This is a genomic window from Asanoa ishikariensis (assembly GCF_900107455.1).
GTDB classification, from domain to species: domain Bacteria; phylum Actinomycetota; class Actinomycetes; order Mycobacteriales; family Micromonosporaceae; genus Asanoa; species Asanoa ishikariensis.
Window position 1 is genome coordinate 47,027 of record NZ_FNQB01000006.1, and the last position, 24,146, is coordinate 71,172.

Annotated in this window: 20 protein-coding genes; 11 read left to right on the forward strand and 9 right to left on the reverse strand. The window is 72.0% G+C overall.

Annotated features, from left to right (window positions below; translation table 11 throughout):
- Positions 1–19: 19 nt before the first annotated feature.
- The gene (locus BLV39_RS39700) at positions 20–886 is read right to left on the reverse strand and encodes an ABC transporter permease (RefSeq protein ID WP_090804236.1); all 867 of its coding nucleotides are present in this window, start codon (positions 884–886) and stop codon (positions 20–22) included.
- The gene (locus tag BLV39_RS39705) at positions 883–3,666 is read right to left on the reverse strand and encodes an alpha/beta fold hydrolase (protein ID WP_090804238.1); all 2,784 of its coding nucleotides are present in this window, start codon (positions 3,664–3,666) and stop codon (positions 883–885) included. Before BLV39_RS39705 ends, BLV39_RS39700 begins: the two co-directional genes overlap by 4 nt.
- A 311-nt stretch (positions 3,667–3,977) precedes the next feature.
- Here BLV39_RS39705 and BLV39_RS39710 point away from each other — a divergent pair, with 311 nt between their 5' ends.
- From BLV39_RS39710 to BLV39_RS39740, 7 genes are all read left to right on the forward strand, one after another.
- The gene (locus BLV39_RS39710; protein WP_143050113.1) at positions 3,978–5,207 is read left to right on the forward strand and encodes a hypothetical protein; all 1,230 of its coding nucleotides are present in this window, start codon (positions 3,978–3,980) and stop codon (positions 5,205–5,207) included.
- Complete coding sequence (locus BLV39_RS39715; protein ID WP_239083648.1) at positions 5,194–8,310, forward strand: sensor histidine kinase; 3,117 nt, start codon at positions 5,194–5,196, stop codon at positions 8,308–8,310. Before BLV39_RS39710 ends, BLV39_RS39715 begins: the two co-directional genes overlap by 14 nt.
- The gene (locus tag BLV39_RS39720; protein WP_090804242.1) at positions 8,307–8,783 is read left to right on the forward strand and encodes a roadblock/LC7 domain-containing protein; all 477 of its coding nucleotides are present in this window, start codon (positions 8,307–8,309) and stop codon (positions 8,781–8,783) included. Before BLV39_RS39715 ends, BLV39_RS39720 begins: the two co-directional genes overlap by 4 nt.
- Positions 8,780–9,223 carry a DUF742 domain-containing protein gene (locus BLV39_RS39725; protein ID WP_090804244.1) on the forward strand — a complete coding sequence of 148 codons (444 nt, stop codon included), beginning with the start codon at positions 8,780–8,782 and terminating at the stop codon, positions 9,221–9,223. Before BLV39_RS39720 ends, BLV39_RS39725 begins: the two co-directional genes overlap by 4 nt.
- Before the next feature lie 142 nt (positions 9,224–9,365).
- On the forward strand, positions 9,366–9,956 hold the full coding sequence (locus BLV39_RS39730) for a GTP-binding protein (protein WP_204082777.1): 591 nt from the start codon (positions 9,366–9,368) through the stop codon (positions 9,954–9,956).
- A gap of 45 nt (positions 9,957–10,001) precedes the next feature.
- The gene (locus BLV39_RS39735) at positions 10,002–10,319 is read left to right on the forward strand and encodes a hypothetical protein (RefSeq protein ID WP_090804245.1); all 318 of its coding nucleotides are present in this window, start codon (positions 10,002–10,004) and stop codon (positions 10,317–10,319) included.
- Positions 10,320–10,329: 10 nt separating this feature from the next.
- The gene (locus BLV39_RS39740; RefSeq protein WP_090804248.1) at positions 10,330–12,729 is read left to right on the forward strand and encodes an AAA family ATPase; all 2,400 of its coding nucleotides are present in this window, start codon (positions 10,330–10,332) and stop codon (positions 12,727–12,729) included.
- On the opposite strand, the gene BLV39_RS39745 is transcribed toward BLV39_RS39740, so the two are convergent.
- The 4 genes from BLV39_RS39745 to BLV39_RS39760 all read right to left on the reverse strand — a co-directional run bounded on the left by BLV39_RS39745 (position 12,726) and on the right by BLV39_RS39760 (position 15,989).
- Positions 12,726–13,061 (reverse strand): DUF3263 domain-containing protein, encoded by a 336-nt coding sequence (locus BLV39_RS39745; protein ID WP_373315298.1) that lies wholly within the window; start codon positions 13,059–13,061, stop codon positions 12,726–12,728. The two genes, BLV39_RS39740 and BLV39_RS39745, sit on opposite strands and share 4 nt — an antisense overlap.
- Before the next feature lie 70 nt (positions 13,062–13,131).
- The gene (locus tag BLV39_RS39750; protein WP_090804678.1) at positions 13,132–14,148 is read right to left on the reverse strand and encodes an ABC transporter permease subunit; all 1,017 of its coding nucleotides are present in this window, start codon (positions 14,146–14,148) and stop codon (positions 13,132–13,134) included.
- On the reverse strand, positions 14,145–15,134 hold the full coding sequence (locus BLV39_RS39755) for an ATP-binding cassette domain-containing protein (protein WP_090804252.1): 990 nt from the start codon (positions 15,132–15,134) through the stop codon (positions 14,145–14,147). The genes BLV39_RS39750 and BLV39_RS39755 overlap by 4 nt, the downstream gene beginning before the upstream one ends.
- A gap of 69 nt (positions 15,135–15,203) precedes the next feature.
- Entirely contained in the window at positions 15,204–15,989 is a 786-nt protein-coding gene (locus tag BLV39_RS39760) for a DeoR/GlpR family DNA-binding transcription regulator (protein ID WP_090804254.1), read from the reverse strand.
- Positions 15,990–16,177: 188 nt separating this feature from the next.
- Here BLV39_RS39760 and BLV39_RS39765 point away from each other — a divergent pair, with 188 nt between their 5' ends.
- From BLV39_RS39765 to BLV39_RS39780, 4 genes are read left to right on the forward strand one after another with little or no spacing between them, the layout of a single operon-like run.
- Positions 16,178–17,059 carry an SIS domain-containing protein gene (locus tag BLV39_RS39765; RefSeq protein WP_090804256.1) on the forward strand — a complete coding sequence of 294 codons (882 nt, stop codon included), beginning with the start codon at positions 16,178–16,180 and terminating at the stop codon, positions 17,057–17,059.
- On the forward strand, positions 17,056–17,982 hold the full coding sequence (locus BLV39_RS39770) for an ROK family protein (RefSeq protein WP_090804257.1): 927 nt from the start codon (positions 17,056–17,058) through the stop codon (positions 17,980–17,982). The genes BLV39_RS39765 and BLV39_RS39770 overlap by 4 nt, the downstream gene beginning before the upstream one ends.
- Entirely contained in the window at positions 17,979–19,076 is a 1,098-nt protein-coding gene (gene nagA, locus BLV39_RS39775) for an N-acetylglucosamine-6-phosphate deacetylase (protein WP_239083649.1), read from the forward strand. Before BLV39_RS39770 ends, nagA begins: the two co-directional genes overlap by 4 nt.
- Before the next feature lie 47 nt (positions 19,077–19,123).
- Positions 19,124–19,336: a hypothetical protein gene (locus BLV39_RS39780; protein WP_143050115.1), complete on the forward strand. Its 213-nt coding sequence runs from the start codon at positions 19,124–19,126 to the stop codon at positions 19,334–19,336.
- Here the strand turns inward: BLV39_RS39780 and fxsT are convergent.
- The 3 genes from fxsT to BLV39_RS39795 all read right to left on the reverse strand — a co-directional run bounded on the left by fxsT (position 19,333) and on the right by BLV39_RS39795 (position 24,130).
- Positions 19,333–22,065: an FxSxx-COOH system tetratricopeptide repeat protein gene (fxsT, locus tag BLV39_RS39785; protein ID WP_176985332.1), complete on the reverse strand. Its 2,733-nt coding sequence runs from the start codon at positions 22,063–22,065 to the stop codon at positions 19,333–19,335. The two genes, BLV39_RS39780 and fxsT, sit on opposite strands and share 4 nt — an antisense overlap.
- A 155-nt stretch (positions 22,066–22,220) precedes the next feature.
- Positions 22,221–23,465: an APC family permease gene (locus BLV39_RS39790; RefSeq protein WP_090804263.1), complete on the reverse strand. Its 1,245-nt coding sequence runs from the start codon at positions 23,463–23,465 to the stop codon at positions 22,221–22,223.
- Entirely contained in the window at positions 23,438–24,130 is a 693-nt protein-coding gene (locus tag BLV39_RS39795; protein WP_090804265.1) for a phosphatase PAP2 family protein, read from the reverse strand. Before BLV39_RS39795 ends, BLV39_RS39790 begins: the two co-directional genes overlap by 28 nt.
- Between the last annotated feature and the right edge of the window lie 16 nt (positions 24,131–24,146).

Here is a 24,146-nt window from a genome sequence, read left to right on the forward strand (position 1 = left end):
TGAACCAGACCTCAGGCGACTAGCTGGTCACGTCCTTGCGGGTGAAGCGCCAGAAGGCCAGCGACCAGAACAGCGTCGCGTAGACCACGGCCGATATGACGCCCTTGACGATGTCGTCGAACTGCGTCGGTGTGGACAGCAGCCCGAGCCACGCCGTGCTGTAGTGGGTCGGCAACAGGTTGCGCACGGCGCCCAGCGCGCTGATCTGGTCGAGGATGCTCGACAGGATCCACAGCAGCACCGCGCCGCCCACCGCACCCAGCGGCGCGTCGGTCGACACCGACAGCAGGAACGCCAGCCCGGCCACCACGAGCAGCACCACGGCCAGGTAGCCGAGGATGCCGAGCAGGCGTACCAAGCCAGGGCCGGCGGCGATTTCGTTGGCCACGGTGCTGCTCAGCGGCTTCCAGCCGTACCGTGCGGTGCCGATGGCCAGTGCCGTGCCCGCGAGGGTCAGCAGCGCCAGCCCCGAGTAGCCGAGCGCGACGACCAGCTTGACCGCCACCAGCCGGGCCCGCGGCACCGGCACCGCCAGCAGGTAGCGCAGGCTGCCCCACTGCGCCTCGCTGGCCACCGTGTCACCGCAGAACAGCGCGACCGCGACGACCAGCAGGAAGGTCGCCGACACGTACAGGCAGAACAGGGTGAAGTTGAGCCCGCCCGAGGTGGCCAGGTCGATCAGACTGCCGAACTCGCCGCCGCCGTTGTCGTCATCGCCGCCGTTGTCGAACTGGAAGGCGATCAAGATGATCAACGGCAACGCGACCATCAGACCAAGGGCCCAGCGGGTACGCGCACGCGACCACTGCCGCCGCCACTCCGCCCGGATGGGCAGCGTCCGAGCGGCCCGATAACCCGCAGCCGCGCCCGCTTGAAGGTCGGTCATCGGTCTCCGCTTCCACTAGAGCTCTCCCCCACCAGGGCGAGAAACGCGTCCTCGAGGCGGCGCCGGGGCACCACCCGCTCCACCCCGATGCCCGCCCGCACGAGCTCGGCGACCACCTCGCTGCGCGCCGTGCCGTTGGTGTCGACCACCAACTGCCGCGAGTCGCCCTCGACCGAGACCGAGCGGACGCCGGCGAGCTGACTGAGCACGCCGGCCGCCGCGGTCGCGTCGGAGACCTCGATCTGCACCGTCGGCGACTCACCGACGATGTCGTCGACCAGACCCGAGGCGACGATCGCGCCCTTGTTGACCACGACCACGTGCGTGCAGGTCTGCTCGACCTCGGCCAGCAGGTGACTGGAGACCAGCACCGCCCGCCCGTCGGTGGCGTAGCGCTTGAGCACCCGGCGCATCTCGGCGATCTGCGGCGGGTCGAGCCCGTCCGTCGGCTCGTCGAGCACCAGCAGCTCGGGCAGGCCCAGCATGGCCTGGGCGATGGCCAGCCGCTGCCGCATACCGTGGCTGTAGTTCTTCACCCGGCGGTGCACGGACGCGCCGAGCCCGGCGATCTCCAGCGCCCGGTCGAGCTCGGCCTCGGCCTCCGGCCGGCCGGTCGCGGCCCAGTACGCCTTGAGGTTGGCCAGGCCGCTCAGGTGCGGCAGGAAGCCGGGGCCCTCGACCAGTGCGCCGATCCGGGACAGCACCGGCGAGCCCGGCACGAGCTGGTGCCCGAACACGTGGATCTGGCCGGCGGTCGGGTTGGTCAGACCCATCAGCACCCGCAGCGTGGTCGTCTTGCCGGCGCCGTTGGGGCCGAGCAGGCCGACCACCTGGCCGCGCTTCACCTCGAAGTCGACCCGGTCGACCGCCACGAAGTCGCCGTACTCCTTGCGCAGCCCGTCGACCCGCAGCGGCACGTCGGCGTACTCGGGATGCACGGAGGTGTCGTGCCGGCTGCGCCGGCGGCGCACCACCAGGACGACCACCACGAGCCCGATGGCGATCGCGACGAGCAGGCCGACCAGCACGTACCGCCAGATCACCTGCGGGCTGGCGATCGGCTCGCCGGTCACGGTCGGCAGGGTGACCGCGGTCGCGTCGTCGGGCACCGCCACCGTGTAGACGGCAGGCTGGTTCGGCGTGGCGAACGCCTGGTCCGCGGTTGCCACCGCGATCCGCAGCGTGTGCCCGGCCTCGACCCGGTGCACGACGGCCGGCAGGGTCACCTGGACCGGCTGGGCCTGCCCGATGTCGGCCGGCAGCCCGGTCAGCCGGACGGGCGCGATCAGCCCGCTGGACAGCGTCGCCACGCCCTTCGGGTCGACGTCGTAGAGCTTGACGAACAGCACCGCCTCGCCGGTCGGCGACGCGGCCCGGATCCGCACAGTCGGCGCTCCGACGATGTCGAGGGGCCGGTCGAGCGGCTCCGAGGTGAACCGCGCGTGCTGGCCGGGAAGGTCGGTGACGATTCCGTTGACGAACGAGGACAGCCCACCGCCGGCACCGGGCAGCGACGAGATCGCCGCCGGGTTGCCGGAGGGCGGGTTGGCCACCGGCTGCACCGGCCCGGAGACGGTCACCGTCGAGGTCGAGGTGCCGGCGAGCCCCGGGTACGCCGGGTCGGAGTAACCGCTGGTCACCACGCCTCGGTCGAGCGCGTTGAAGCCGGTGATCCGCGACCAGGTGAAGCTGGTGGACGGGGTGTCGCCGGTGCCCTTGACGTAGTGGTCGAGCCACTGCGCCATCAGGAACTTGACCCGGTCGCGGTCGGACTGCGGGCCGTCGCCGCCGTCGTGCCCGCCGGTGAACCAGGCGACCCGCACCGGCGTGCCGTTCGCGGCGATGCCCCGGGCGTTGGCGTCGGCCTCCGAGAGCGGGAACAGCGTGTCGGCCGTGCCCTGCACCAGCAGGGTGGGTGCCTTGATCCGGTCGAGCACGGCGGCCGGGCTGGAGCGCCGCAGCAGGTCGACGGCGGCCTGGTCGGCCCGGCCGGTGGTGGCGATCCGCTGGTACGTGGCGCAGACGTCGGCGGCGAAGCGGCCGCAGGACGGGTCGACGCCGGCCGCTGCCCCCGCGGTCGCGGTGTCGGACGGCAGTTCGCCCAGCGCGCCGAGGCCGCTGCCCGCGCCGTTGCCGAAGAACAGTCCGGCCCAGGTCTTCTTGAAGACGCCCTCGACCGGACCGCGCCCGGTCGACTCCGGCAGGAAGGCGCCGGCCAGGTCGTTCCAGGTGGCCATCGGCACGGCGGCGTCGATCCGGGGGTCCTGCGCGGAGAGCAGCAGGGCCAGTCCGCCGCCGTACGAACTGCCGACCACGCCGACCTTGGGGTCGCCGGGCGCGTCGGTTTGGATCTCCGGCCGGGCGGCGAGCCAGTCGACCAGGCGCTGCGCGTCGCGTACCTCGTAGTCCGGGTCGTCCAGGTGGATCTGCCCGCCGCTGCGGCCGAAGCCCCGGGCGGTCCAGGTCAACACCGCGTAGCCGATGCCGGCCAGGTCCTCCGCGTCGGCGTAGGTGCTCTCCTTGGTGCCGCCGAAACCGTGCGCGAGCAGCACCGCGGGCACCTTGTCCGTGGCCGACGCGCCGTCCGGCAGGAACAGCCGGGTGTCCAGGTCGACCGGCTCGTCGCCACCGGGGCCGGACCGGACGCTGATCCGGGCGTCCTGTGTGCGGTAGTCGGGGTCGTCCGGCCAGGCTGCCCAGGTCACACCGCCGGCGAGGACGAGCACGGCCGCGGCCGCGGCGAGGAGCCGACGGCGGACACGGGACAGGGGTGGCGACATGCCGCCAAAGGTACGGCGTACGCCCTGAGCGTTCTCTGAGTGTCAATGGCCGCCGGTCGGTGGGACGCATGCGTATCCCGCGAAATACGACGTATCACACCGAGCGGGCAATGAACCGACAGCAAGTTACACAGGGTGAGGATTCGCATCTTGATCCATCACGCACGGCCATAGAAACCGACGGATGAAGGAGAAATGGCTGTTCGGTTTGGGCCGGCATGGGTGCCCCTCCACTAGTTTCTCCGTCCGGTGGACGGGACGGCCGGGGCAGATGTTTTCGCCCGTGCCACCACTTCGTGGAGGGGTTGCCGATGACACGTTCCGCACCGCGTTCCCGGGCCCGTACGGGAGCGCTGTCCGTGCTGCTGTCCATATTGGTCGTAGCGCTGCTGGTGCCGACCGCGCTGCTGTTCGCACAGACCTGGCGCACCGAGGGCGACCGGGCGAAGGCGACCGAGCGCGAGCTCGACGGCGTCGCCTACCTACGCAGCCTTCAGCAGGTCGCGTTCGCGGTTGCCGACGCGCAGTCCGCGGCCGTGTCCGGCCGGCCGGCGCCGCGTGACGCCATCGTCGTCGCGGTGCAGCAGGCCGACGCCACCGACGCGAAACTCGGCGGGATCCTGCGCACGACCCAGCGGTGGACCGAGATCCGCAGTCGCATGGAGACCCTCCGCGACACGCCCGCCACCGCCGACCGGGCGCAGGCCCTGGCGGACTATCGCGAGCTCGGCGACCTGGTCCTGGCTCTCTACGCCAAGGTCCGCGACGAGTCCGGCCTGGTGCACGACCCCGACGGCGACGCGTTCCACCTGCAGAACAGTGCCGCCGGCGAGCTGCCGGTGGCGGTCATCTCGGCCGGTCGGCTGACGGATGTCGCGGCGCTCGCCAAGGCCGCCAGCAGCACGCCGGTGGCCGGGCAGACCCCGCAGCAGCAGGCCCAGCGCCAGCTCAAGCTGATCTCGCAGCTCGCCGCGGACGGAGCCACCCTCCAGCAGGCATCCACCCGCCTGGTCAACGACCTGCGGTCCGCCGTCGACAGCACGGAAAGCCGCACCCTCGGCAGCAACCTGCTCAGCCGCCTCGACCGCTATCAGCGCTCGGCGGACACTATGGCCGCGATCCTCGCCGCGGCCACCACGGCCGCGAGCGGGACGCCGACGCCCAGCAACGACCAGTCGATCCTCGGCGTCGCTCGAGGTGAGCTCCAGGCGGCCGCCGGCGAGTTGTACAACACGATCCTCAACGAGGTCGACCGGCTGCTCAACGCCCGCGGCGACGAGATCGACCAGGTCCGGCTGCGGGCGGTCGGCGCCGCGGGCGCCGCGGCGCTGATCGCGATCGGCCTCTTCCTCGCCTACTTCCTCGGTGGGCGGCCCCGCCGGGTCAGGCCGACCGGGCCGTTCCCCGAGGGCGGTCCCGGTGCACTGGCGACCGATGGGGCCACGTCGTGGCCGACGGTCGCGCCGATCACCGGTGCGCCCTACGGGGGCGCGCCGAAGGAGAACGCCACACAGTGGGAGCGATCCGGTGCTGCTCGGTAGGTTACGCATTCGCGGGAAGCTCGCGCTGCTGCTCATCGCCCCGCTGCTCGGCATCGTCGCGCTCGCCGTGCCGGTGGTCGGCGGCCGAGTCGCCGTCGCCGAGCGGGCCGACCAGACCGCCCGGACCGTCGACGTGGCCGGCCAGGTGGGCTCGCTGGTGCAGCAGTTGCAGCAGGAGCGGCTGCTCTCGATCGGCTACTCCTTCCAGGTCGTCGACCGCAACCGGCTCGTGTTGCAGAGCGCGCAAGTCACCGACACCATCGCCGATCTCCGTGCGACCAGCGACCTGCCGGTCGACATCCAGGTCGCGCTCGACACGCTTCCCTCGCTGGCCGCGGTGCGGGCCACGGTGCTGGCCGGCAAGGGCCTCCCGCAGGCGGTCTTGAAGTCCTTCGGCGAGGCGGTCGACCGGCTGATCAACTCGCTCGGCCTCAGCGAGAACGCCGACACCACCACGCCGGCCGGCCAGCAGGTCATGGCGCTGGACTCGGTGCTCCGCTCGGACGAGGGGATCAGCCTCGTCGCCGTGCAGATCGTGCTGCTCGCCGCGCTCGGCGACAAGGCGCCCAAGGACCTGACCACGGCGACGATGGCGGTCCTGCTCAAGGACAGCGATCGCTTCCGCTCCTACGCGACACCCGAGCAGAACGGCGTGTACGACCTGGTGCAGCAGGGCGTCGACGCGCGCAGCTCGACCGGCGACTTCCTCGGCCGGTTCGCCGCCGACCCGCTCGGCGCGCTGGACAACATCTCCCTGCCACAGCTCTTCCCGTTGGCCGAGTCGCTGATGACGCTGGGCGGCTTCGTCGAAAAGCGGATCATCGCCGACGTCAAGGTGGAGGTCGGCGAGCGGCAACGGCGTGCGCTGACCGAGGCGTACGGCGTCGCCCTCGCCTGCGTGCTCCTGCTGCTGTGCGTCGTGCTGCTGAGCGTCGCCGTGGCGCGCGCCGTTGCCCGACCCCTGACCCGCCTCACCGAGTCGGCCGACGACGTCGCCAAGGTCGCCGAGGCCGAGCTGACCAAGGTGGCCGACGGCGAGTTGGACTCGTCGGTGCCCGTCCGGCTGGAAGCCGTCGACGTGCGCGCCCGGGACGAGGTCGGCGATCTGGCCCGGGCGTTCGAGCGCGTCCAGGCGACCGCCGCCCGGCTCGTCGAGCGCCAGGTGGCCGGCCGGCGCAACGTCGCGCAGATGTTCGGCCACGTCGGACGCCGCACGCAGAACCTGGTCGGCCGCCAACTCGCGCTGATCGACCGGCTGGAGCGGCAGGAGGCCGACCCGGGCCGGCTGCAGCACCTCTACCGGCTCGACCACATCTCCAGCCGCCTGCGGCGCAGCGCCAGCAGCCTCGTGGTGCTCTCCGGGTCGTCCGGCGCCGACAGCCACGTCGCGCCGCTGCCGCTCACCGACGTCATCCGGCTCGCGCTCGGCGAGATCGAGGACTACCTGCGGGTCGACATCAAGGTGCCGACCGAGATCAGCATCGCGCCGTCGATCATCGGCGACCTGGTGCTGGTGCTGGCCGAGCTCATGGAGAACGCCACCACCTTCTCGCCGCCGCACACCCGGGTCACCGTCACCGGCGTCGTCAGCGACCCCGGCATCCGGCTGCTCGTGGTCGACCACGGCCTGGGCATGTCGCCGGAACGGATGGCCGAGGAGAACGCCCGGCTGGCCCGGCGCGAACGGCTCGACCTGGTGCCGACCGAGGTGCTCGGGCTCTTCGTCGTCGGCCGGCTGGCCCGCCGGCACGGCATGCGGGTCACGCTGACCCCGACCCCGGGCGGCGGCGTCACCGCCGAGCTCGAGGTGCACGAGCGCGACCTGGTCACCAAGGCCGAGCTGCCGCCGGTGTCGGCGGTCGCCCGGGCGCGCGTCGGCAACCCCGAGCAGGCCAGACCCGAGCTGCCCGCCACATCCGACGAACCTCGGCTCGCGCCGCCGGTGGTCGGTGGCGACGGCTCTTCCGCGCCGGTCTACGACCCGTTCCGGCCCGAGCGCCGCGCCGGCGTCGGGAGCGGTGGATCGTCCGCGGCACCGGCCACCGGGCCGGCACCCGCACCGGCCGGTGCCGCGGATCCTCACCAAGCCTCGGCACCGCCGGCGCCCGAGCCGGCGGAGACGTCCGACGAGGCTGCGGTGCCGCCCCCGGCGGCGGCCGCGCCTGAGTGGCCGATCCGCCAGCGGGTGCCGGGTCGGACCGAGCCGCCGACCCAGACCCCGGGGCCGGCCAGGGCGACCGAGGACGAGGACCCGAGCGACGCCGAGGCCGATGCCGGCCCGCGCGCGACGCCGCTGACCCGCCGGCACGGCGCACCGACCGGCAACGTCCCCGGCTTCGACGAGGGTGCGCTCAACCGGGCCAGCCGGATGCTCGCCAACGGGCAGCCCTGGAACGCGTTCGTGCCCCAACCGCGCATCGCGGGCGAGGCCGAGCAGGACCAGAAGCCGCCGGCGAACCAGCGCCCGGCGTCGCCCGCCAAGCCCGCCGGGGCCGAGCGCCCGCCCGCTGCCGCACCGGAGCGGCCCGCTCCCGGCCGAGCCCAGGTGAGCAAGCCCGCCAAGGCGGCCCCGCCGGCCAAACCGGCCAGGGCGGCCAAGGGCAAGCCTTCGCCGGAGCTGTCCGACGAGGAGACCCAGGCCGTCCTGCGCCGACGGGTGCCCGGTGCGCGGCTGCCCAGCGGCGACCCCGAGCCGGCGCCGACCTCCGCACCGCCGTCGCCGGCCGACCCGGCCGCCGCCCGCGCCCTGGTCGAGGAGTTCGAGGCCGGGGTGCGGTACGCCGAACGACAGGTCCGCGGCGGTGCCGTGCCGGGTGCGCGACCCGTACCCGTGAACGGTTCGGCCAAGGTCGCTGTCAACGGCACCGCGGCTGCCGAGTCGACCGGCACCAACGGCGGGGCGGCCTCATCGGGCCAACCGCTCAACCGGCGCCAACCAGGCGCCACGCTCGACGACCAGGCGCCGCCGAACGAGCGCCCGGCGTCCGACCAACCGCCGGACCCGGTGGCGGCCCGTGACCTGGTCCAGCAGTTCGAATCCGGTGTGGCACGCGCGATGCGTCAGATCAGTGCCGGCCTTGGCGACGAAGAGGAATCACGATGACGAGCCCGTACATCCACGACAGCATCGAACGACCGGATGCGGACGTGTCCAACGGCCAGCTCAGCCAGGAGGCGCAGACCTTCAACTGGCTGCTCGACTCGTTCACCTCGGGCACCGCGGGTGTCCTGGAAGCCATCGCCGTGTCCAGCGACGGCCTGTTGATGGCGATGTCAGCGATCAAGGACCGGGCCAACGCCGAGCGGCTGGCGGCGATCGTCTCCGGCATGACCAGCCTGGCCGGCGGCGCGGCAAGCTGGTACGCCCTCGGTGGCCTCAACCGGGTCATCGTCGACATGGCCGACGGCTACCTGCTGATCACCTCGATCAGCAGCGGCTCGGTGCTCGGGGTGATCGCCGACCGGTCGGCGAACCTGGGCACCCTGGCCTACGAGATGACCCTGTTCGCGAGCCGGGCCGGCGGCGCCCTGACCCCCCGCCTGATCGCCGAGCTGAAGAACTCTGTGCAGTCATGACCGCCGCGAAAGACCCCGAGTCGGGTGCGGGCGTACGCCCGTACCTCCAGGCGGGGTTCCCCGGCGGAGACATCAGCGGTGCACCTCCCGACGGCGACCCGTCAGGCGCGCTCCGCCCGTTCGTGCTGACCTCCGGCCGGGTCGTCGGCGTCGACCCGGCGATCGGCATGGAGACGCAGGTGACCATCCACGACGGACCGCCACGGACCCACCTGCCGAGCAGCGCCCGCGAACTGCACGCGATCGTGGCGCTCTGCGCCGCACCGATGTCGGTGGCCGAGATCTCGGCCACGCTGCGCATGCACCTCGGGGTGACCCGGGTGCTGGTCGGAGACCTTCGGGCGACCGGCCATCTGGACGTACACACCTTTGAGGTCGCTGATCCTCGCGACCCCGAGACGATTCGGCGGGTGATCCGTGGACTACGTGCGATCTCCTGAGTGGCCGTTGACCACCGACCGCCCACCGGTCGGTGGCCATGAGCCGGAGCACGGTGGGCGCCACCGGGAGCAGCAGTCGGCCTACGCGCCCAACGTGGGCTGGCACCACATTGGTACCGCCCCGCCGACCGTCGACGCGCGCGTGGTCGGCCCGCCGGTGAAGCGCCGCCGCGCGCCCATTCCGGTCAAGATCGTCATTGCCGGCGGCTTCGGCGTCGGCAAGACCACCACGGTCGGCGCGATCTCCGAGATCGCCCCGCTGACCACCGAGGCGGAGATGACCACCGCCTCGATCGGCGTCGACGACCTGCACCCGGACTCTACGAAGACGACCACCACGGTGGCGATGGACTTCGGCAGCGTGACCATCGACGGGAGCCTCAAGCTCTATCTGTTCGGTACGCCCGGCCAGTCCCGCTTCGGATTCATGTGGGACGACCTGACCCGCGGTGCACTTGGTGCCCTGGTAGTGGTTGACAGCGCCCGCTTAGACGAGTGTCATTTCGCCATCGACTACTTCGAACGGGCTGATTTGCCGTTCGTGGTGGCCGTGAACGCGTTCGACGGGCAGCTCACCCACGACCTCAACGCCGTGCGGTGGGCGCTGGCAGTCGGCGACCACGTGCCGGTGGTTCGCTTCGACGCCCGGCAACGCCTGTCGGTCCGCGACGCCCTGCTCGTGCTCCTCGACCGGGCGTTGGATCGGGCGCTGCGCGAACGCGGCGGGTCGTAAGCGCACGTTCGGCGGGGCAGGGCACGTGGACGGAGGTCGGTCCGGATGAGGGATGCGTTCGGCGAGGCGCTCGATCGCATGGCACGGCGGGAGGAACTGGAACGGCTCAAGGCGGAGGCGGACACCCGAAAGCGGACGTCCGTCGCGGTCGAGCTCGCCCAGGCGGTACGGCGGGTGGTCGAGCACCATCCGGACACCACCGTGACGGTGTCCGTCGAGTCGGCCGGCGACAGCACGGCGTTCATGGTGGGCTGGGTCAACGACACGGTGGCGATCTCACCGGGCCCGGTCAAGGACGCCGCCGCGCAGCTCGCCGAGCTGATCCGGCAGGACCACACGTTGCTCGGGCCGGATCCGGGTTAGTGTCGGCGGGGTGGCCGACCGTGACCTTGTCCTGACCGTGAGCCTGCGACCGGCGGCGCTCGACGCCCGCCGCGGGATCGTCCGGCTGCACCCCGAAGTGCTCAGCGCGCTCGGCCTGCGCCCCGGTGACCCCGTGCGGCTGACCGGCCGGCGCACGACCGCCGGCATCGTCGCGCCCGGTGAGGCGTCCGACAGCCGCGGCCTGCTGCACGCCGACGACCTGATGCTGGGCAACCTGGGCGTACGCGACGGCGCCCAGGTCACCGTCGCACCGACACCGGTGGTCGCGGCCCGCCGGGCCACGCTGCGCGGCGCACCGGGCGTGGTCGCCGTGGTGTCACCGGAGATGCTCCGACTCGCCCTGCTCGGCAAGGTCATCTCGACCGGCGACGACGTGTCGCTGCTCCCCCAGGACGTGGTGCCCGACGAGGCGGCGCGGTCGCTGGTCGCGGCGGCCCGGCAGAGCCTCGCGAACCGCGTCGGTTACGCCTGGACCAGCACGCTGCTCACCGTCGTGGACGTGGCTCCCACCGAGGCCGCGCTGGTCACGATGGACACCGTGGTCGGCTGGGAGAACGGACAGATCACCCAGGCCTCACGGGGACGGACAGCGGCCGGCCCGGTCGGCGCGGGCGGGGCCGGCGTCGGGGGCGGAGCCGGTGTCAGGGGCGGAGTCGGCGTCAGGGGCGGGGCCGGCAGAAACGGCGGAGCCGGCGTCGGGACGGCTGATGGCGGAGGAGGCACCCGGCCCTCCGGACCAGGCAACTCCGGCGCCAGCGCGGGAACCGGGACCGAGGACGACCCCTCCGTCATCGACGGCGACGTGGTCGAGGGTTCCGTGGTCGACGAGAACGCGCCCAGCGTCGACGACCTGCCCGGCCTGCGCAACCAGGCGCATCAGCTCACGGAACTGCTCGACCTCGGCTTCCACCACCGCGACGTGCTGAGCCGCCTGGCCACCTCGGTGTCGCTCGGCGTGCTGGTCACCGGCGCCGCCGGCTCCGGCAAGTCCGACCTGGTGCGGGCCGTCGCGGCCGCGGTCGGCGCCCGGTTGCTGACCGTCTGGGCACCGGAGATAGCGGCGCTCACCCCCGACTCGGCCGCGGCCCGGCTGCGCGCGGTGGCCGCCGAGCGCACGACCGACCCGCCGACCGTCGTGCTGATCACCGACGTCGACGCGCTCGCGCCGCGAGACACCCCTGGCCCGCTGACCACCGTCTTCCGGCAGGTGCTCGGCTCGCTGGTCGGCGCCGGTGCGGCGGTGGTCTGCACGAGCAGCCGGCCGGAGCAGATCGACCCGGCGCTGCGCGCACCGGACCTGCTCTCGTTGGAGATCTCGGTGCCGCTGCCCGACCAGGCGATGCGCCGCGAGCAGCTCGCCGTGCTCACCCGGTCCACCCCGCTGGCCGGCGACGTGCAGCTCGACGACATCGCCGCGCGTACACCCGGGTTCGTCGCCGCCGACCTGGCCGCACTGGTCCGCGAGGCCGGCGTCCGCGCGGCGCTGCGGCAACGCACCGCGGCGGCTCCGCTGATCACGGCGGCCGACTTCGCGTCCGCGCTGGAGGTGGTCCGGCCGACCTCGATGGCGTCGTCCACACTGGAGCTTTCCGGGCTCACCCTGGACGACGTCGGCGACCTGGTCGAGGTCAAGCAGGTGCTGACCGAGTCGGTGCTGTGGCCGCTGACGTACCCGGACACGTTCGCGCGGCTCGGGGTGCGCCCGCCACGCGGCGTGCTGCTCTACGGTCCGCCCGGCTGCGGCAAGACGTTCCTGGTCACCGCGCTGGCCGGCAGCGGCAAGGCCAACGTGCTGTCGGTGAAGGGCGCCGAACTGCTGAACAAATGGGTCGGCGAGAGCGAGCGCGCGGTCCGTGAGCTGTTCCGCCGGGCTCGCGAGGCGGCGCCGACGCTCATCTTCCTCGACGAGGTCGACGCGCTGGCGCCGGTGCGTGGTCAGTCGACCGACGGCGGCACCACGGACCGGGTGGTCGCGTCGCTGCTCACCGAGCTCGACGGGATAGAGACGCTCCGCGACGTGGTGGTGATCGGAGCGACCAACCGGCCGGACCTGATCGACCCGGCCCTGCTGCGGCCGGGCCGGCTCGAGCGGCTGGTCTTCGTGCCGCCACCGGACGCCGCCGCCCGAGCCGAGATCCTGAAGGCGGCGGCCAAGGGCGTCCCGCTGGACCCCGAGGTCGACCTGGTCACGCTGGGCCGCGAGTTGGACGGCTTCTCGGCCGCCGACTGCGCCGCGCTGGTCCGCGAGGCGGCCCTGGTCGCGATCCGCGAGTCACTGGAGGCGACGTCGGTCACCGCGAAGCACGTCGCCGCCGCCCGCCAGCGGGTCCGCCCGTCCCTGGACCCGGTCCAGGTGGCCCGGCTGGAGGCCTACGCGCAGCGTCGTTAGCGGCGGCGCGAGCGCGCCCTGGTCGAACGCAGGCGGCGCAGCCGGGCCACCACGACCGGTTCGGCCGCCAGCGCCGCCGGGTTGTCGAGCAGCCCGTTGAGCAACTGGTAGTAGCGGGTCGCCGACAGGTCGAACGCGTCGCGAATGGCCTGCTCCTTAGCACCGGCGTGCTTCCACCACTTGCGCTCGAACGCCAGGATCTGCTCCTCGCGCTCCGTCAGGCCACTGTCCACAGGAGACGGAGGCGGTGCATCCTCGTCGTTGGTGTCGGCCTGGTCAACGGCAGGCATCATGGCGCTCCTCGACGTCGACCCTGCATCACCAGGGACCACGGGATGCCAACCAGACTAACCGCGGCCAGGCCGCCGTGCACCGCTCATTCACTGTGATCAAAACGTCCCGTCAGGCGACGTCGCGCCGCCGCATCGACCACACCGCGCCGAAGACCGACAGCACCAGCACGGCACCGAGCAACACCGACGCGTGCTGCCAGGTGACGACGTACTCCGGTGGTTCGCACGAACCTTGCGCGTACTGGCAGGCCCGCCAGTCGGTGATGGTCATGCTCTTGTCGAACCAGGCCACGAGGTACGTCGACAGGACGTACCGGTCGCTGAACCGCACCTGGAGCAACTCGAACGCGATCCGCAGGCCGATCTCGCTGACCACGACCGCGCCGATGCCGACGCCGAGGGCCATCGCCGTGTGCCGACCGATCGAGGCCAGGCAGAACCCGACGGTCGCGGCCAGCAGCACCATCGTCACGCCGCGCAGGCCGGTCAGGCCGAGCGACTGCCACACCCCCGCGGTGAGCTTGCCGAGGTTGCCGTCGTAGCGGCCGATGGACCAGAACGCCGCTGTCCACAGGGCGCCGAGCACCGCGGTCAGGCCGAGCATCGAACCGACCAGCACGCCGAGCTTGGTGAACAGCACGGGCACCCGCCGAGGCCGCCAGAGCAGCAGGTTCATCATGCCGCCGGTGCTCCATTCGGCACCGACGAAGGACGCGCCGATGACGAACGCGGCCAGGGCCAGGATCGCCGAGAGCACGGCGAGCGACGGCGCGAACTCGTCCTGGAAGTTGAACTCGTACGGCATGAACTGCTCGGCCGGGTAGTACTCCGGCCGCGGACCCCAGTCGGCGCCGCAGTTGGGTCCGTAGCGGTCGTCGAGGCCGGTCTCACCCCGGGCCTTGGCGGCCTCGCACTCCGCGGTCGTCCGCTCGAACTCCAGCTGAGCCTGCTGGTACGCCTGGTCGGCCTGCGCCTGCGCCGTGGCACGCGACTCCGGACTGTTGGCGTGGCTGCTGATGGTGAACGCGATCGGGAAGATGGCGAGCCCGACCAGCGTGATGGCGAGGAAGATGCGGGTGACCCGGCGCTTGAACAGCCGGCGCACCTCGGCCTTGGGCAGGCTCACACGCCCCACCCGCCCTGCGCCGGCGCGACCGCGGAGTCGTCGACTTGGCGGGCCTGGCCCGCGACCGGCGCCGTCTGCGTCAACTCCAGGAAGACGCTCTCCAGGTCGACCTTCACCGGTGCCAACTCGCTCACGTAGTAGCCCCGTTCGGCGAGCGTGCGGGTCACCCACGCCGGCTTCTCGACGTTGCTGACCACCAGGCGGTCGTGGTCCGGGGTGACCCGGGCGCCGGCCGCGATCAGGATCTCGGCCGCGACCGACAGGTCTTCGGCGGACTCCAGCCGGACCGTGACACCGCCGCCGGCGTGCTGCGCGAGCACCTCGGCGACCGCACCGTAGGCCACCCGGCGACCGCGCGAGATGATCGTGACGGAGTCACAGATGAGCTGCACCTCGCCGAGGATGTGGCTGGACAGCAGCACCGTCATGCCGGCCTCGGCCAGCCCGCGCATCAGCGTGCGCATCTCCCGGATGCCACCGGGGTCGAGACCGTTCGCGGGCTCGTCAAGTATCAGCAGGTCGGGCTTCTTGAGCAGCGCGGAGGCAACGGCCAGGCGCTGCTTCATGCCCAGCGAGTAGGTGCGCACCCGCTCCGTGGCCCGATCGCGCAGGCCGACGAGCTCGAGCACCTCGGTCACACGCTGCTTCTGCACGCCGCCGGCCTCGGCCAGCAGCGACAGCGTGTCGTGCGCCGAGAAGTTGGGGAAGAACTGCGGGCTCTCCACGATCGCGCCGACTCGTCCGGCGACCTGCGGCAGGGCCGCCGGCACCTCCTGGCCGAGCAGCGTCATCCGGCCGCCGTTGGGTGCGATCAGGCCGAGCAGCGTACGCAGCGTGGTGGTCTTGCCGGAGCCGTTAGGGCCCAGAAAGCCGTGCACCTCGCCCGACTCGACGACCATGTCGAAACCGTCGAGCGCCTTGCGGGCCCCCCGGCGTCTGCTGCGGTAGGTCTTCTCCAGACCCGATATCTCCAGTACGGCCGGCACGTGCGCTCCCCGTCTCCCGCGGTCGGATCGCGCACACAGTACTGGGTATGTAGATATTCGGATAGACCGCTATGCGTTGATCACCCGCACGCCTACGGCCCGGAACTGCTCGATCGCTTCCGGTGTCGCTCCGGAGTCGGTGATCAGGGTGTCGACCCGGTCGATAGGGCAGATCCGGGCGAACGCGTGACCGCCCAACTTGGACGAGTCAGCGATGATCACGACGCGCCGCGCCCGGGCGACCATCAACGCGTTCATCGACGCCTCGCCCTCGTGGTGCGCCGCCGCACCCAGGGTCACGTCGATGGCGTTGACGCCGAGCAGCGCCACGTCGAGGGTCACCTCACGCAACAGCGCGCTGCCCAACGGGCCGACGAGCTCGAACGACTGGGGCCGGACCACGCCGCCGGCCACCACGATCTTCATCCGCGACCGGACGAGCAGCTCGTTGGCGATGTTGAGCGCGTTGGTGACCACGGTGAGCTGGGCACCGTCGGCGCTCGAGTTGAGGTCGGGGCGCACCGCCAGCGCGCGGGCGACCTCGGTGGTCGTGGTGCCGCCGTTGAGCCCGACCACCATGCCGGGCTCGACCAGGGCCGCCGCGGCCGCGCCGATGCGCTGCTTCTCCGCGGAGTGCTTGGCCGTCTTGTAGCGCAGCGGCAAATCGTAGGAGACCCCGTTCGCCACGGCCCCACCCCGCGTACGGGTGATCATCTGCTGCTGGCCGAGCTGGTCGAAGTCGCGCCGGATGGTCGCCTGCGAGACGTTGAGGCGCTGCGCGGCGTCTTCCACGCTCACCCGGCCGCTCTCGGTCAGCAGCTCGAGCAGGGCGTTCCAACGCGCGTACCGGTCCACATCGACCCCCTGGCACGGACCCTGTAATTGCGTGCACACTAGTGCGCGAAACGGCCGGCAAGCAACGTCTTGGATGCGCACTCGTGCGCGATCCGCGCACGCTTGCCGCACGATACGTTCTCCTGCACAATAACGCGCGGAAACAGCGAGTATCGAACTGATTCGCGCAAGCTCCGTGGGGGTGCTCTGTGACGCATGTCGAGGCGGAGATCGCCACCCAGCCGGCCGCCTGGGTCCGCGCGGCGTCGCTCGACCTCGGGCCACTGCCGCGCCGCGGCCAGCGGGTCGCCGTCGTCGGTTGTGGCACGAGCTGGTTCATGGCGATGGCGTACGCCGCCCGGCGCGAAAGCCTCGGCCAGGGCGAGACCGACGCGTTCCAGGCGTCGGAGTTCCCACGCGGCCGCGACTACGACCTGGTCGTGGCGATCACCCGGTCGGGCACCACCACGGAGGCTGTCGACCTGTTGGCCGGTCTGTCCGGTCCGTCCCTAGCCATCGTCGGCGACCCGGCCGGCCCCGCCGCCGCCGCGGCCCGCACAGCGATCACGCTGCCGTTCGCCGACGAGCGGTCGGTCGTGCAGACCCGGTTCGCCACCACCGCCCTGGCCCTGCTCCGGGCCGGCCTCGGTGAAGACGTCGCCGCGCTGGCCGAGCACGCGCGCCAGGCGCTGCACGCGCCGCTCCCCCTCGACCCGGCCACCGTCGAGCAGGTGACCTTCGTCGGTCAGGGCTGGACGGTCGGGCTCGCCCAGGAGGCGGCCCTCAAGAGCCGGGAGGCGGCGGCCTTCTGGACCGAGGCGTACCCGGCGATGGACTATCGGCACGGCCCGATCACGATCGCGGCGCCCGGCCGCGCGGTCTGGTCGTTCGGCCCGCCCCCGCCGGGCCTGGTCGACGAGGTCACCGCGACCGGGGCGCGTTTTGTGGGTGACGACGGTGGTGCCACGCTTGACCCGATGGCCCAACTGATCCTGGCGCAGCGGTTCGCGGTGGCGCTGGCGCAGCACCGCGGACTCGACCCCGACGCGCCGCGCAACCTGACCCGCGCCGTCGTGCTGGACCAGCCATGACCGGCCCCGACGAGGTGGTCGTGGCGCTCGACGTGGGCGGCACGGTGATGAAGTGCGGCCTGGTCACCAGTGCGGGATTGCTGCGGCACGCCGAACGGCACCCGACCAACGCCGCCGCCGGTGGCGCCGCGGTCGCCGAGACGATCCTCGACGTGGCCGCCGGACTGGCCGACACCGCGCGGGCCAACGGGCTCACCCCGGTGGCCGCCGGCCTCGCGGTGCCCGGCGTGGTCGACGAGGAGCGCGGCGTCGCGGTCTGGGCGGCCAACGTGGGCTTCCGAGACCTACCGCTGCGAGACCTGGTGGCCGACCGCCTCGGCCTGCCCACGGCGCTGGGCCACGACGTGCGGGCGGGCGGGGTCGCCGAAGCCCGGCTGGGCGCCGGCACCGGCGAGCGCCACGTGCTGTTCGTGGCGATCGGCACCGGCATCGCCGCCGCGCACGTGGTCGACGGCCGGGCGTTCGCCGGAGCACACGGCGCGGCCGGCGAGGTCGGGCACGTCATCGTGCGGCCCGGTGGCGCACCGTGCGGTTGCGGCGCGCGCGGCTGCATGGAGGCGGAGTCCTCGGCGTCCGCGCTGGCCCGCCGCTACACCGAGCTGGCCGGAGCGCCACTGTCGGCAGCCGAGGTGGCGGCCGCGGCCGCCGGCGGCGACCCGCTCGCGGTCCGCGCCTGGGACGAGGTGGTCGCCGCGCTGGCCGACGGTCTGACGATCGCCCAGACCCTGTTCGACCCGGCGGTCATCGTCATCGGTGGCGGCCTGGCCGAGGCGGGCGCGCAGTTGCTCGACCCGTTGGGCGCGGGCCTGCGGGCACGGTTGACGTTCCAGCGCGAACCGGCGCTGGTGCGAGCGGCACTCGGCGACGCGGCGGGTTGCCTCGGCGCCGGCCTGCTCGGCGGGGACGCACTGGAGGCGGCGTGAGGATCGACGGACGGGTGGTGACGCCGAGCGGCGTCGTGACGGGCTCCGTGGAGGTGACCGGCAGATCGATCGGCGCGGTCACTCCGGGCGACGTCGATGATCCACAGTGGATCGTGCCCGGCTTCGTCGACATCCACAACCACGGCGGCGGTGGCGACACGTTCACCACGGGCGACCCGGACGCCGCCCTGCGCGCGGCCGCGTTCCACCTGCGGCACGGCACCACGACCCTGTTCGCCAGCCTGGTCAGCTCACCGTTCCCGCTGATGCGCTCGGCCACGGCGGCGTTCGCGCCACTGGTCGACGCCGGGGTGCTGGCCGGCATCCACTTCGAGGGCCCATACCTGTCGGCGGTCCGCTGCGGCGCGCAGAACCCCTCGTACCTGCGCGATCCCTCGGTCTCCGAGCTGGCTGAGCTGATCACGCTGGGCCGCGGCGCGGTCCGGATGGTCACTGTCGCACCTGAGCTGCCGGGCGCGGTCGAGGCGATCCGGATGCTGGTCTCGCACGGCGTGGTCGCGGCCGTCGGGCACACCGACGCGTCCTACACGGAGACGCTGGCCGCGGTCGAGGCCGGCGCCAGCGTCGGCACGCACGTGTTCAACGGGATGCGCCCGCCGCACCACCGCGAGCCCGGCCCGGTCTTCGCCCTGCTGGGCGCGCCGAGCGTGGTCTGCGAGCTGGTCGCCGACGGCGTGCACCTGCACGACGGCACCCTGTCGTTCGCGGCCTCGGTGACCGGAGCCGACCGGGCCGCCCTGGTCACCGACGCGATGGCGGCCGCCGGCATGCCCGACGGCGCGTACGAGCTCGGCGGCCAGGAGGTCACGGTCAGCGACCGGGTGGCCCGTCTGGCCAGCGACGGCGCGATCGCGGGCAGCACCCTGACCATGGACGCCGCGGTGCGCCAGGCGGTCGGCGCCGGCATCCCGATCGTCGACGCCTGCCGGATGGCCGCGACCACCCCGGCCCGCGCGATCGGCCTCGGCGACACGGTCGGCGCCCTCCAACCGGGCTGGCGTGCGGACCTGGCCATCCTGGACACGGACCTACGCGTGGTGCGGGTCATGCGCGCGGGCTCCTGGGTCAGCTGAAGGCCGTTTGCCCACCCCGGGTGGCACCGGTCCGCGATGATGCCTAGGTGACCGCAAGGCGGCGTTTGTTGACCTTCATGTTCTGCAGCGCCATCGCCGGTGCCCTGCTGCTGGCGACGGTGGTCTTCAGTCTGCGCGACCAGAACGCGGCGAGCTGGCTGACCGGCGGGGCGAGCCTGCTCGTCTGGGCCGCCGGGCTGGTCACGGTCTGGCCGGTCCTACGCGCCATCCGCACCGGCGCCGAACGCGATGGAACCTAGGCCTGCGGCGCTGCTTCATGCTCCCGGACCGACCGTGCCAGCTGTCGCGCCTGTCCTGGCTTTCCGGTGATCCGGAGCAGTTTGACCAGCTCCCGCGCGGTCGCAAGAGTGTCAGGGTGGTGGTCACCGAGTACCTGGCGGCGACGATCATAAGTCTGGCGACCCAGGCGCACCGCGTCGCCGTAGCGGCCCAGACTGCCGAGGGCGGCCACATGATTCTGCGCCGACTTGAGCGTGAGCGGGTGGTCGTCGCCGAGCACGCGGCGGCGGCGTTCGTGTGAGTCTCCGCTCAGGCGGAAAGCCTCGTCGCGGCGGCCCAGGTCGTGGAGCATCGCCGCGAGGTTGCTGGCTGCCAGAAGTGTGTAGGGATGGTCGTCGCCGAGCGCGCGCTGGCACCGTTCGTAGGCGTCCCGGCTCAGACGCAGGGCCTCATCACGCTGACCCAAGTGGTAGAGGGCGACCGCGAGGTTGTTGGCGGCGCTGAGCGTGTCGCTGTGATTGTCCCCGAGTACGCGTTGACAGCGTTCATACCCGTCTCTGCCTATGCGCACGGCGTCATCGTGACGGTCGACGCGGTTGAGTGCACCCGCGAGGTTGGTGGCCGCGGTGAGCGTCTGGTAATGGTCGGCGCCGAAGACGCGCTGGCACCGCTCGAGGGCATCCTGACTCAGGGGTAGAGCTTCGTCGTGGCTGCCCAGGTCACTGAGGACCGCAGCCAGGTTGCTCAGCGAGTTGAGGGTGTCGCGGTGATCGTCGCCCAGGAGGCGCCGACGTCGTTCGTAGACGTCTCGGTCAAGACGCAGTGCCTCGTCATAGCGGCCTAGATAGTCAAGGCAGACGGCGAGGTCGCTGGCCGAGATCAGGGTATCGACATGATCGTCGCCGAATGCGCGGCGCCGGCGGTCATATATCTCTTCGTTGAGGCGGTACGCATCCGCGTAACGTCCCATCGACGTGTAAGCGATCGCCAGGTTCGTGCCGACGAACAGCGTTTGCGAATCATCAGGGCCAAGGCGCTGTTGCCACTCGCTGTACAGGTGGGCGCAGAATGCGTGCGCTGCCTCGACGTCTCCGTGCGCGATCAGATACGAGCTGGCATCGCAGGTGAGCTGCCGAAGCTCGTGATGAGTGCTCGTCGACGGGTCCAGTGCCGTCAGGTGGGGTATGAGTTGAGCCCACCTCGGCCAGCGCGCCGGGTCGCGGCCATCGTCCATGGGTGAAGCGGCCAGGACTGTCTCGGCCTGGAGGCGCAGTGCGGGCTGGTCGACCTCGCCTGCGCTGTCCCGGAGGATGGCCTGGGTGAGCCGGTGCAGTTGAAGCGTGCCCTCGTCGAGGCGGGCGAGGCCGTACGCGCCGATCCGCCGCATCGTATGGCCGAAGGCCATGGGCATGGTCACCAGCTCGGCAAGCGGCTTCCCGAGCGCCGCGGGTGCCGCGGTGAACAGGTCGGTCGGGATCGGCTCCGGACCGAGTTGCGCGCACAGGCGCAAAAGCTGGACAGCGGCCTCGTCCTCGCTTGCCAGTCGCTGCACTGTGGTTTGGACGACTGCGGCCAGCGGGGCTGGATAGTTGTCGGGTGCTCCCTCCGCCAGAATCAACGACGTTTGCTTGTCGAGCATCGCGAGATAGTCGGCGACGAGCATGCCGGTCTCGCCGAGCACCTGGGCTGCCTGCGCTACCGCCAGTGGCAGGTCACCTACTCGGTGAGCGAGTTCGTCGGCGCGGTCGTGAGCGATGTTCGGCAAGCTGCGGCGCAGCAACGCGAGCGACTCGAGCCGCGCGAACTCCGGCAGCGGCAGTGGATCGGCGAGCTGGTTCCAGCCCGGATCGCGCGAAGTGATCAACACGTGCCCGGTTCCTTGCGGCAGCCACCGATGAAGGCCCTCTCGGCGCGGGGCGTTGTCGAAGATGAGCAGCCAGCCGGTCGCGCGGCGCAGCCGCTGCAGCACAAGCGCGCTCGCATCGGCCGTAGGTGCGTCGACCGAGACCCACCCGGCCTCGATGCCGAGGGCGATGAACATGTCCCCGATCAGCGTGGCCTGCTCGGCGTCGATCCACCACACCATGTCGTAGGAGCCCGCGAAACGGTGCGCGTACTCAATCGCCAACGTGGTCTTGCCTACTCCACCCATTCCATGCATCGCTTGAACTACCGAGCCGCGTCCGCCGACGAACTTTTCGCGCACCGTGGCCAACAGGCCGTCCCGGCCCGTGAACAGTGGGCTGCGCTGAGGCACGTTCCACACCGGTGGCTGGACCCCGGGCAGTCGTGGCGGCGATTCGCGCAGCGGCGTCTGCTTGGCGGTGCCGGGGAACTCAGGCTGACCCCGCGCATCGCGCTTGCCGCCGACGGCCTCCAGCAAGCTCCTGCGGGCCTGCTCCTCGTCCAGCCCGTAGACGTCTCGATAGGCCAACGGCGCGAGCAGCCTCGGCGGCGTCACCTCGCTGATCCTCAACGGCACAAGATGTGGACGTTCCTCGGGACGCTCCGCCATCAGGGCGGTCCACTCGTCGGAGGTGAAGCGGTTCGGGTCGAAGTAGGCGGGCGACCACAACATGAGGATCCGCCCGGCACGTTCGAGGGCATCATTCATCCGGAGCGCCACGTTGTCGCCCGTCTGCCAATGCCACACATCCAGTTCGACCGAGTAGCCGGCGTCCTGCAACTGCCATGCCGCCCACTCCGCCCACGGCCGATCCGGCCCGGCGTAGGAGACGAACACGTCCACGACCCCACGGGAGCGCTTGCCCCGGCCGCGAGCTTGATCACTCCTGCCGAACTGCTCCTTGTCGCCGGTGCGCTTACGGCCGCCGCTCATTCAAAAAGGTCTACTCGGTCGTGTTGAGCGAGTACATCGTCCTAACTGTCCTTTTCGCGACACCGTTACGTCGAGCGACGGCTCCGACGGACCGCGTAGCCGAGGGCTCCGACGACCAGGATCGCGGCGCCGGCCAGCAGGCCTCGGGTCGGGACCGTCGCGGCCAGGACCAGGCAGCCGGCCAGGCCCAGCGCGGCCAGCAGCCGTGGGAAGAGGCGATCGCGCAGGGTCAGGGCCGACGCGTTGGCGATCGCGTAATAGACCAGGACCAGGCAGCTCGACGCCGCGATCGCGGCCGTCAGGCCGCCCAGCAGGACCAGGACGATGACCACCGAAGCGACCACTAGCTCCGCAACGTGTGGCACCTGCGTCGACGGGTGCACCGAGGCGAGCGCGGCGGGGAGGTCGCGGCGGCGGCCCATCGCCAGCGCCGTGCGGCCCACCCCGGCCAGCAGCGCGACCAGCACACCGAGGACCGCCACCACCGCACCCGCTCGGACCGCTGAGGCCAGGCCCGGCGAGCCCGCCACCGAGGCCACCGACGCCAGCGGCGCCGTCGACTCAGCCAGGCGGGTCGGGCCCAGGACCGCCAGCGCGATCACGGCCAGCGCGAAATAGATCACCAGCACGATGCCCAGGGCCAGTGGGATCGCCCGCGGGATGGTGCGCGCCGGGTCGCGGACCTCCTCACCCAGCGTCGCGATCCGGGCGTAGCCGGCGAAGGCGAAGAACAGCAGCCCCGCGGCGGCCAGTACGCCCCGGGCGGACGGCGCCGGGCCGAGCGACAGCGACGGCGTGCTCGCCACCCCGGTCACTGCCACCGTGGCCAGGACCAGCAGCGTCACCGACACGAGGACGAGCGTCACCCGGGCCGTCTTGGCGATGCCGCGCAGGTTCAGGGCGGTCACCGCGACCACCGCCAGCACCGCGACCACGCGGGGATGCGCCGGCCAGGCGTACGCGCCGATCGCCAGGGCCATCGCCGCGCAGCTCGCCGTCTTGCCGCAGACGAACGCCCAGCCCGCCAGGAAACCGGGGAACGCGCCCAACCGTTCCCGGCCGTAGACGTAGGCGCCACCCGACTCCGGATAGCGCGCGGCCAGCCGGGCCGAGCTCGTGGCGTTGCAGAAGGCGACGAAGCCCGCCACGCCCAGCGCGACCAGGAGCCCGACTCCGCCGGCCGCGGCGGCGGCCGGCGCGAAGACCACGAAGACCCCGGCGCCCAGCATCGAGCCGAGGCCGACCACGACCGCGTCGCGTAGGCCCAGCCGGCGGGCGAGGGCTAGGGCTGGCGGTCGGGTAGCTGCCATGGCACGCGGTCGATCAGGCGGGCGATGAACACGCCCAGCAGCACGCCGGCGACCGAGTCCGTCAGCCAGTGGTAGTCCAGGTAGATGGTCGTCACGAAGACGATCGCCGGTGGCGCGATGCGCAGCCACAGCCGGGCGGTGCGGTTCAGCCAGGGTGCCAGGAGCAGGGCGATCACGCCGTACCAGACGACGGTGTTGACCAGGTGTCCCGACGGGTAGCTGATGTCGTACGTGCCCGCCGGCAGGGCGTTGTTGAACAGGTCAACGGCGTTGGGACCTTCGTATCCCGGCGCCGCCCGCTCGGTCCAGATCTTCAGGGGCATGATCACGACGCCGGTGATCAGGAAGGCCGCCACGACCGGCAGGACCGGCCAGATGTTGCGCCGGCGCACCGCCAGGAACAGGGCGATGACCAGGCTGATCAGGGTGAGCGGGGTGCCCTGGCCGAGGAAGTTGAAGACCCGGGCCAGCCAGAACGTCGCCTGCGTCTGGTGGCTGACGACCCAGTCGTGCGTCGCGGTGTCGAGGCCGAGCAGGCCGCCGGCCGCCAGCACACCCGTGAGCAGCGCGAACAGGCCGATCAGGAGGGCGTCGAACCACCAGCGGGCGGGCCGCACCGGCCGGAGCCGGAGCGCGGCCGCCCGCTCGGTGATCGCGTTTCGCACGTGACCACGGTATCCG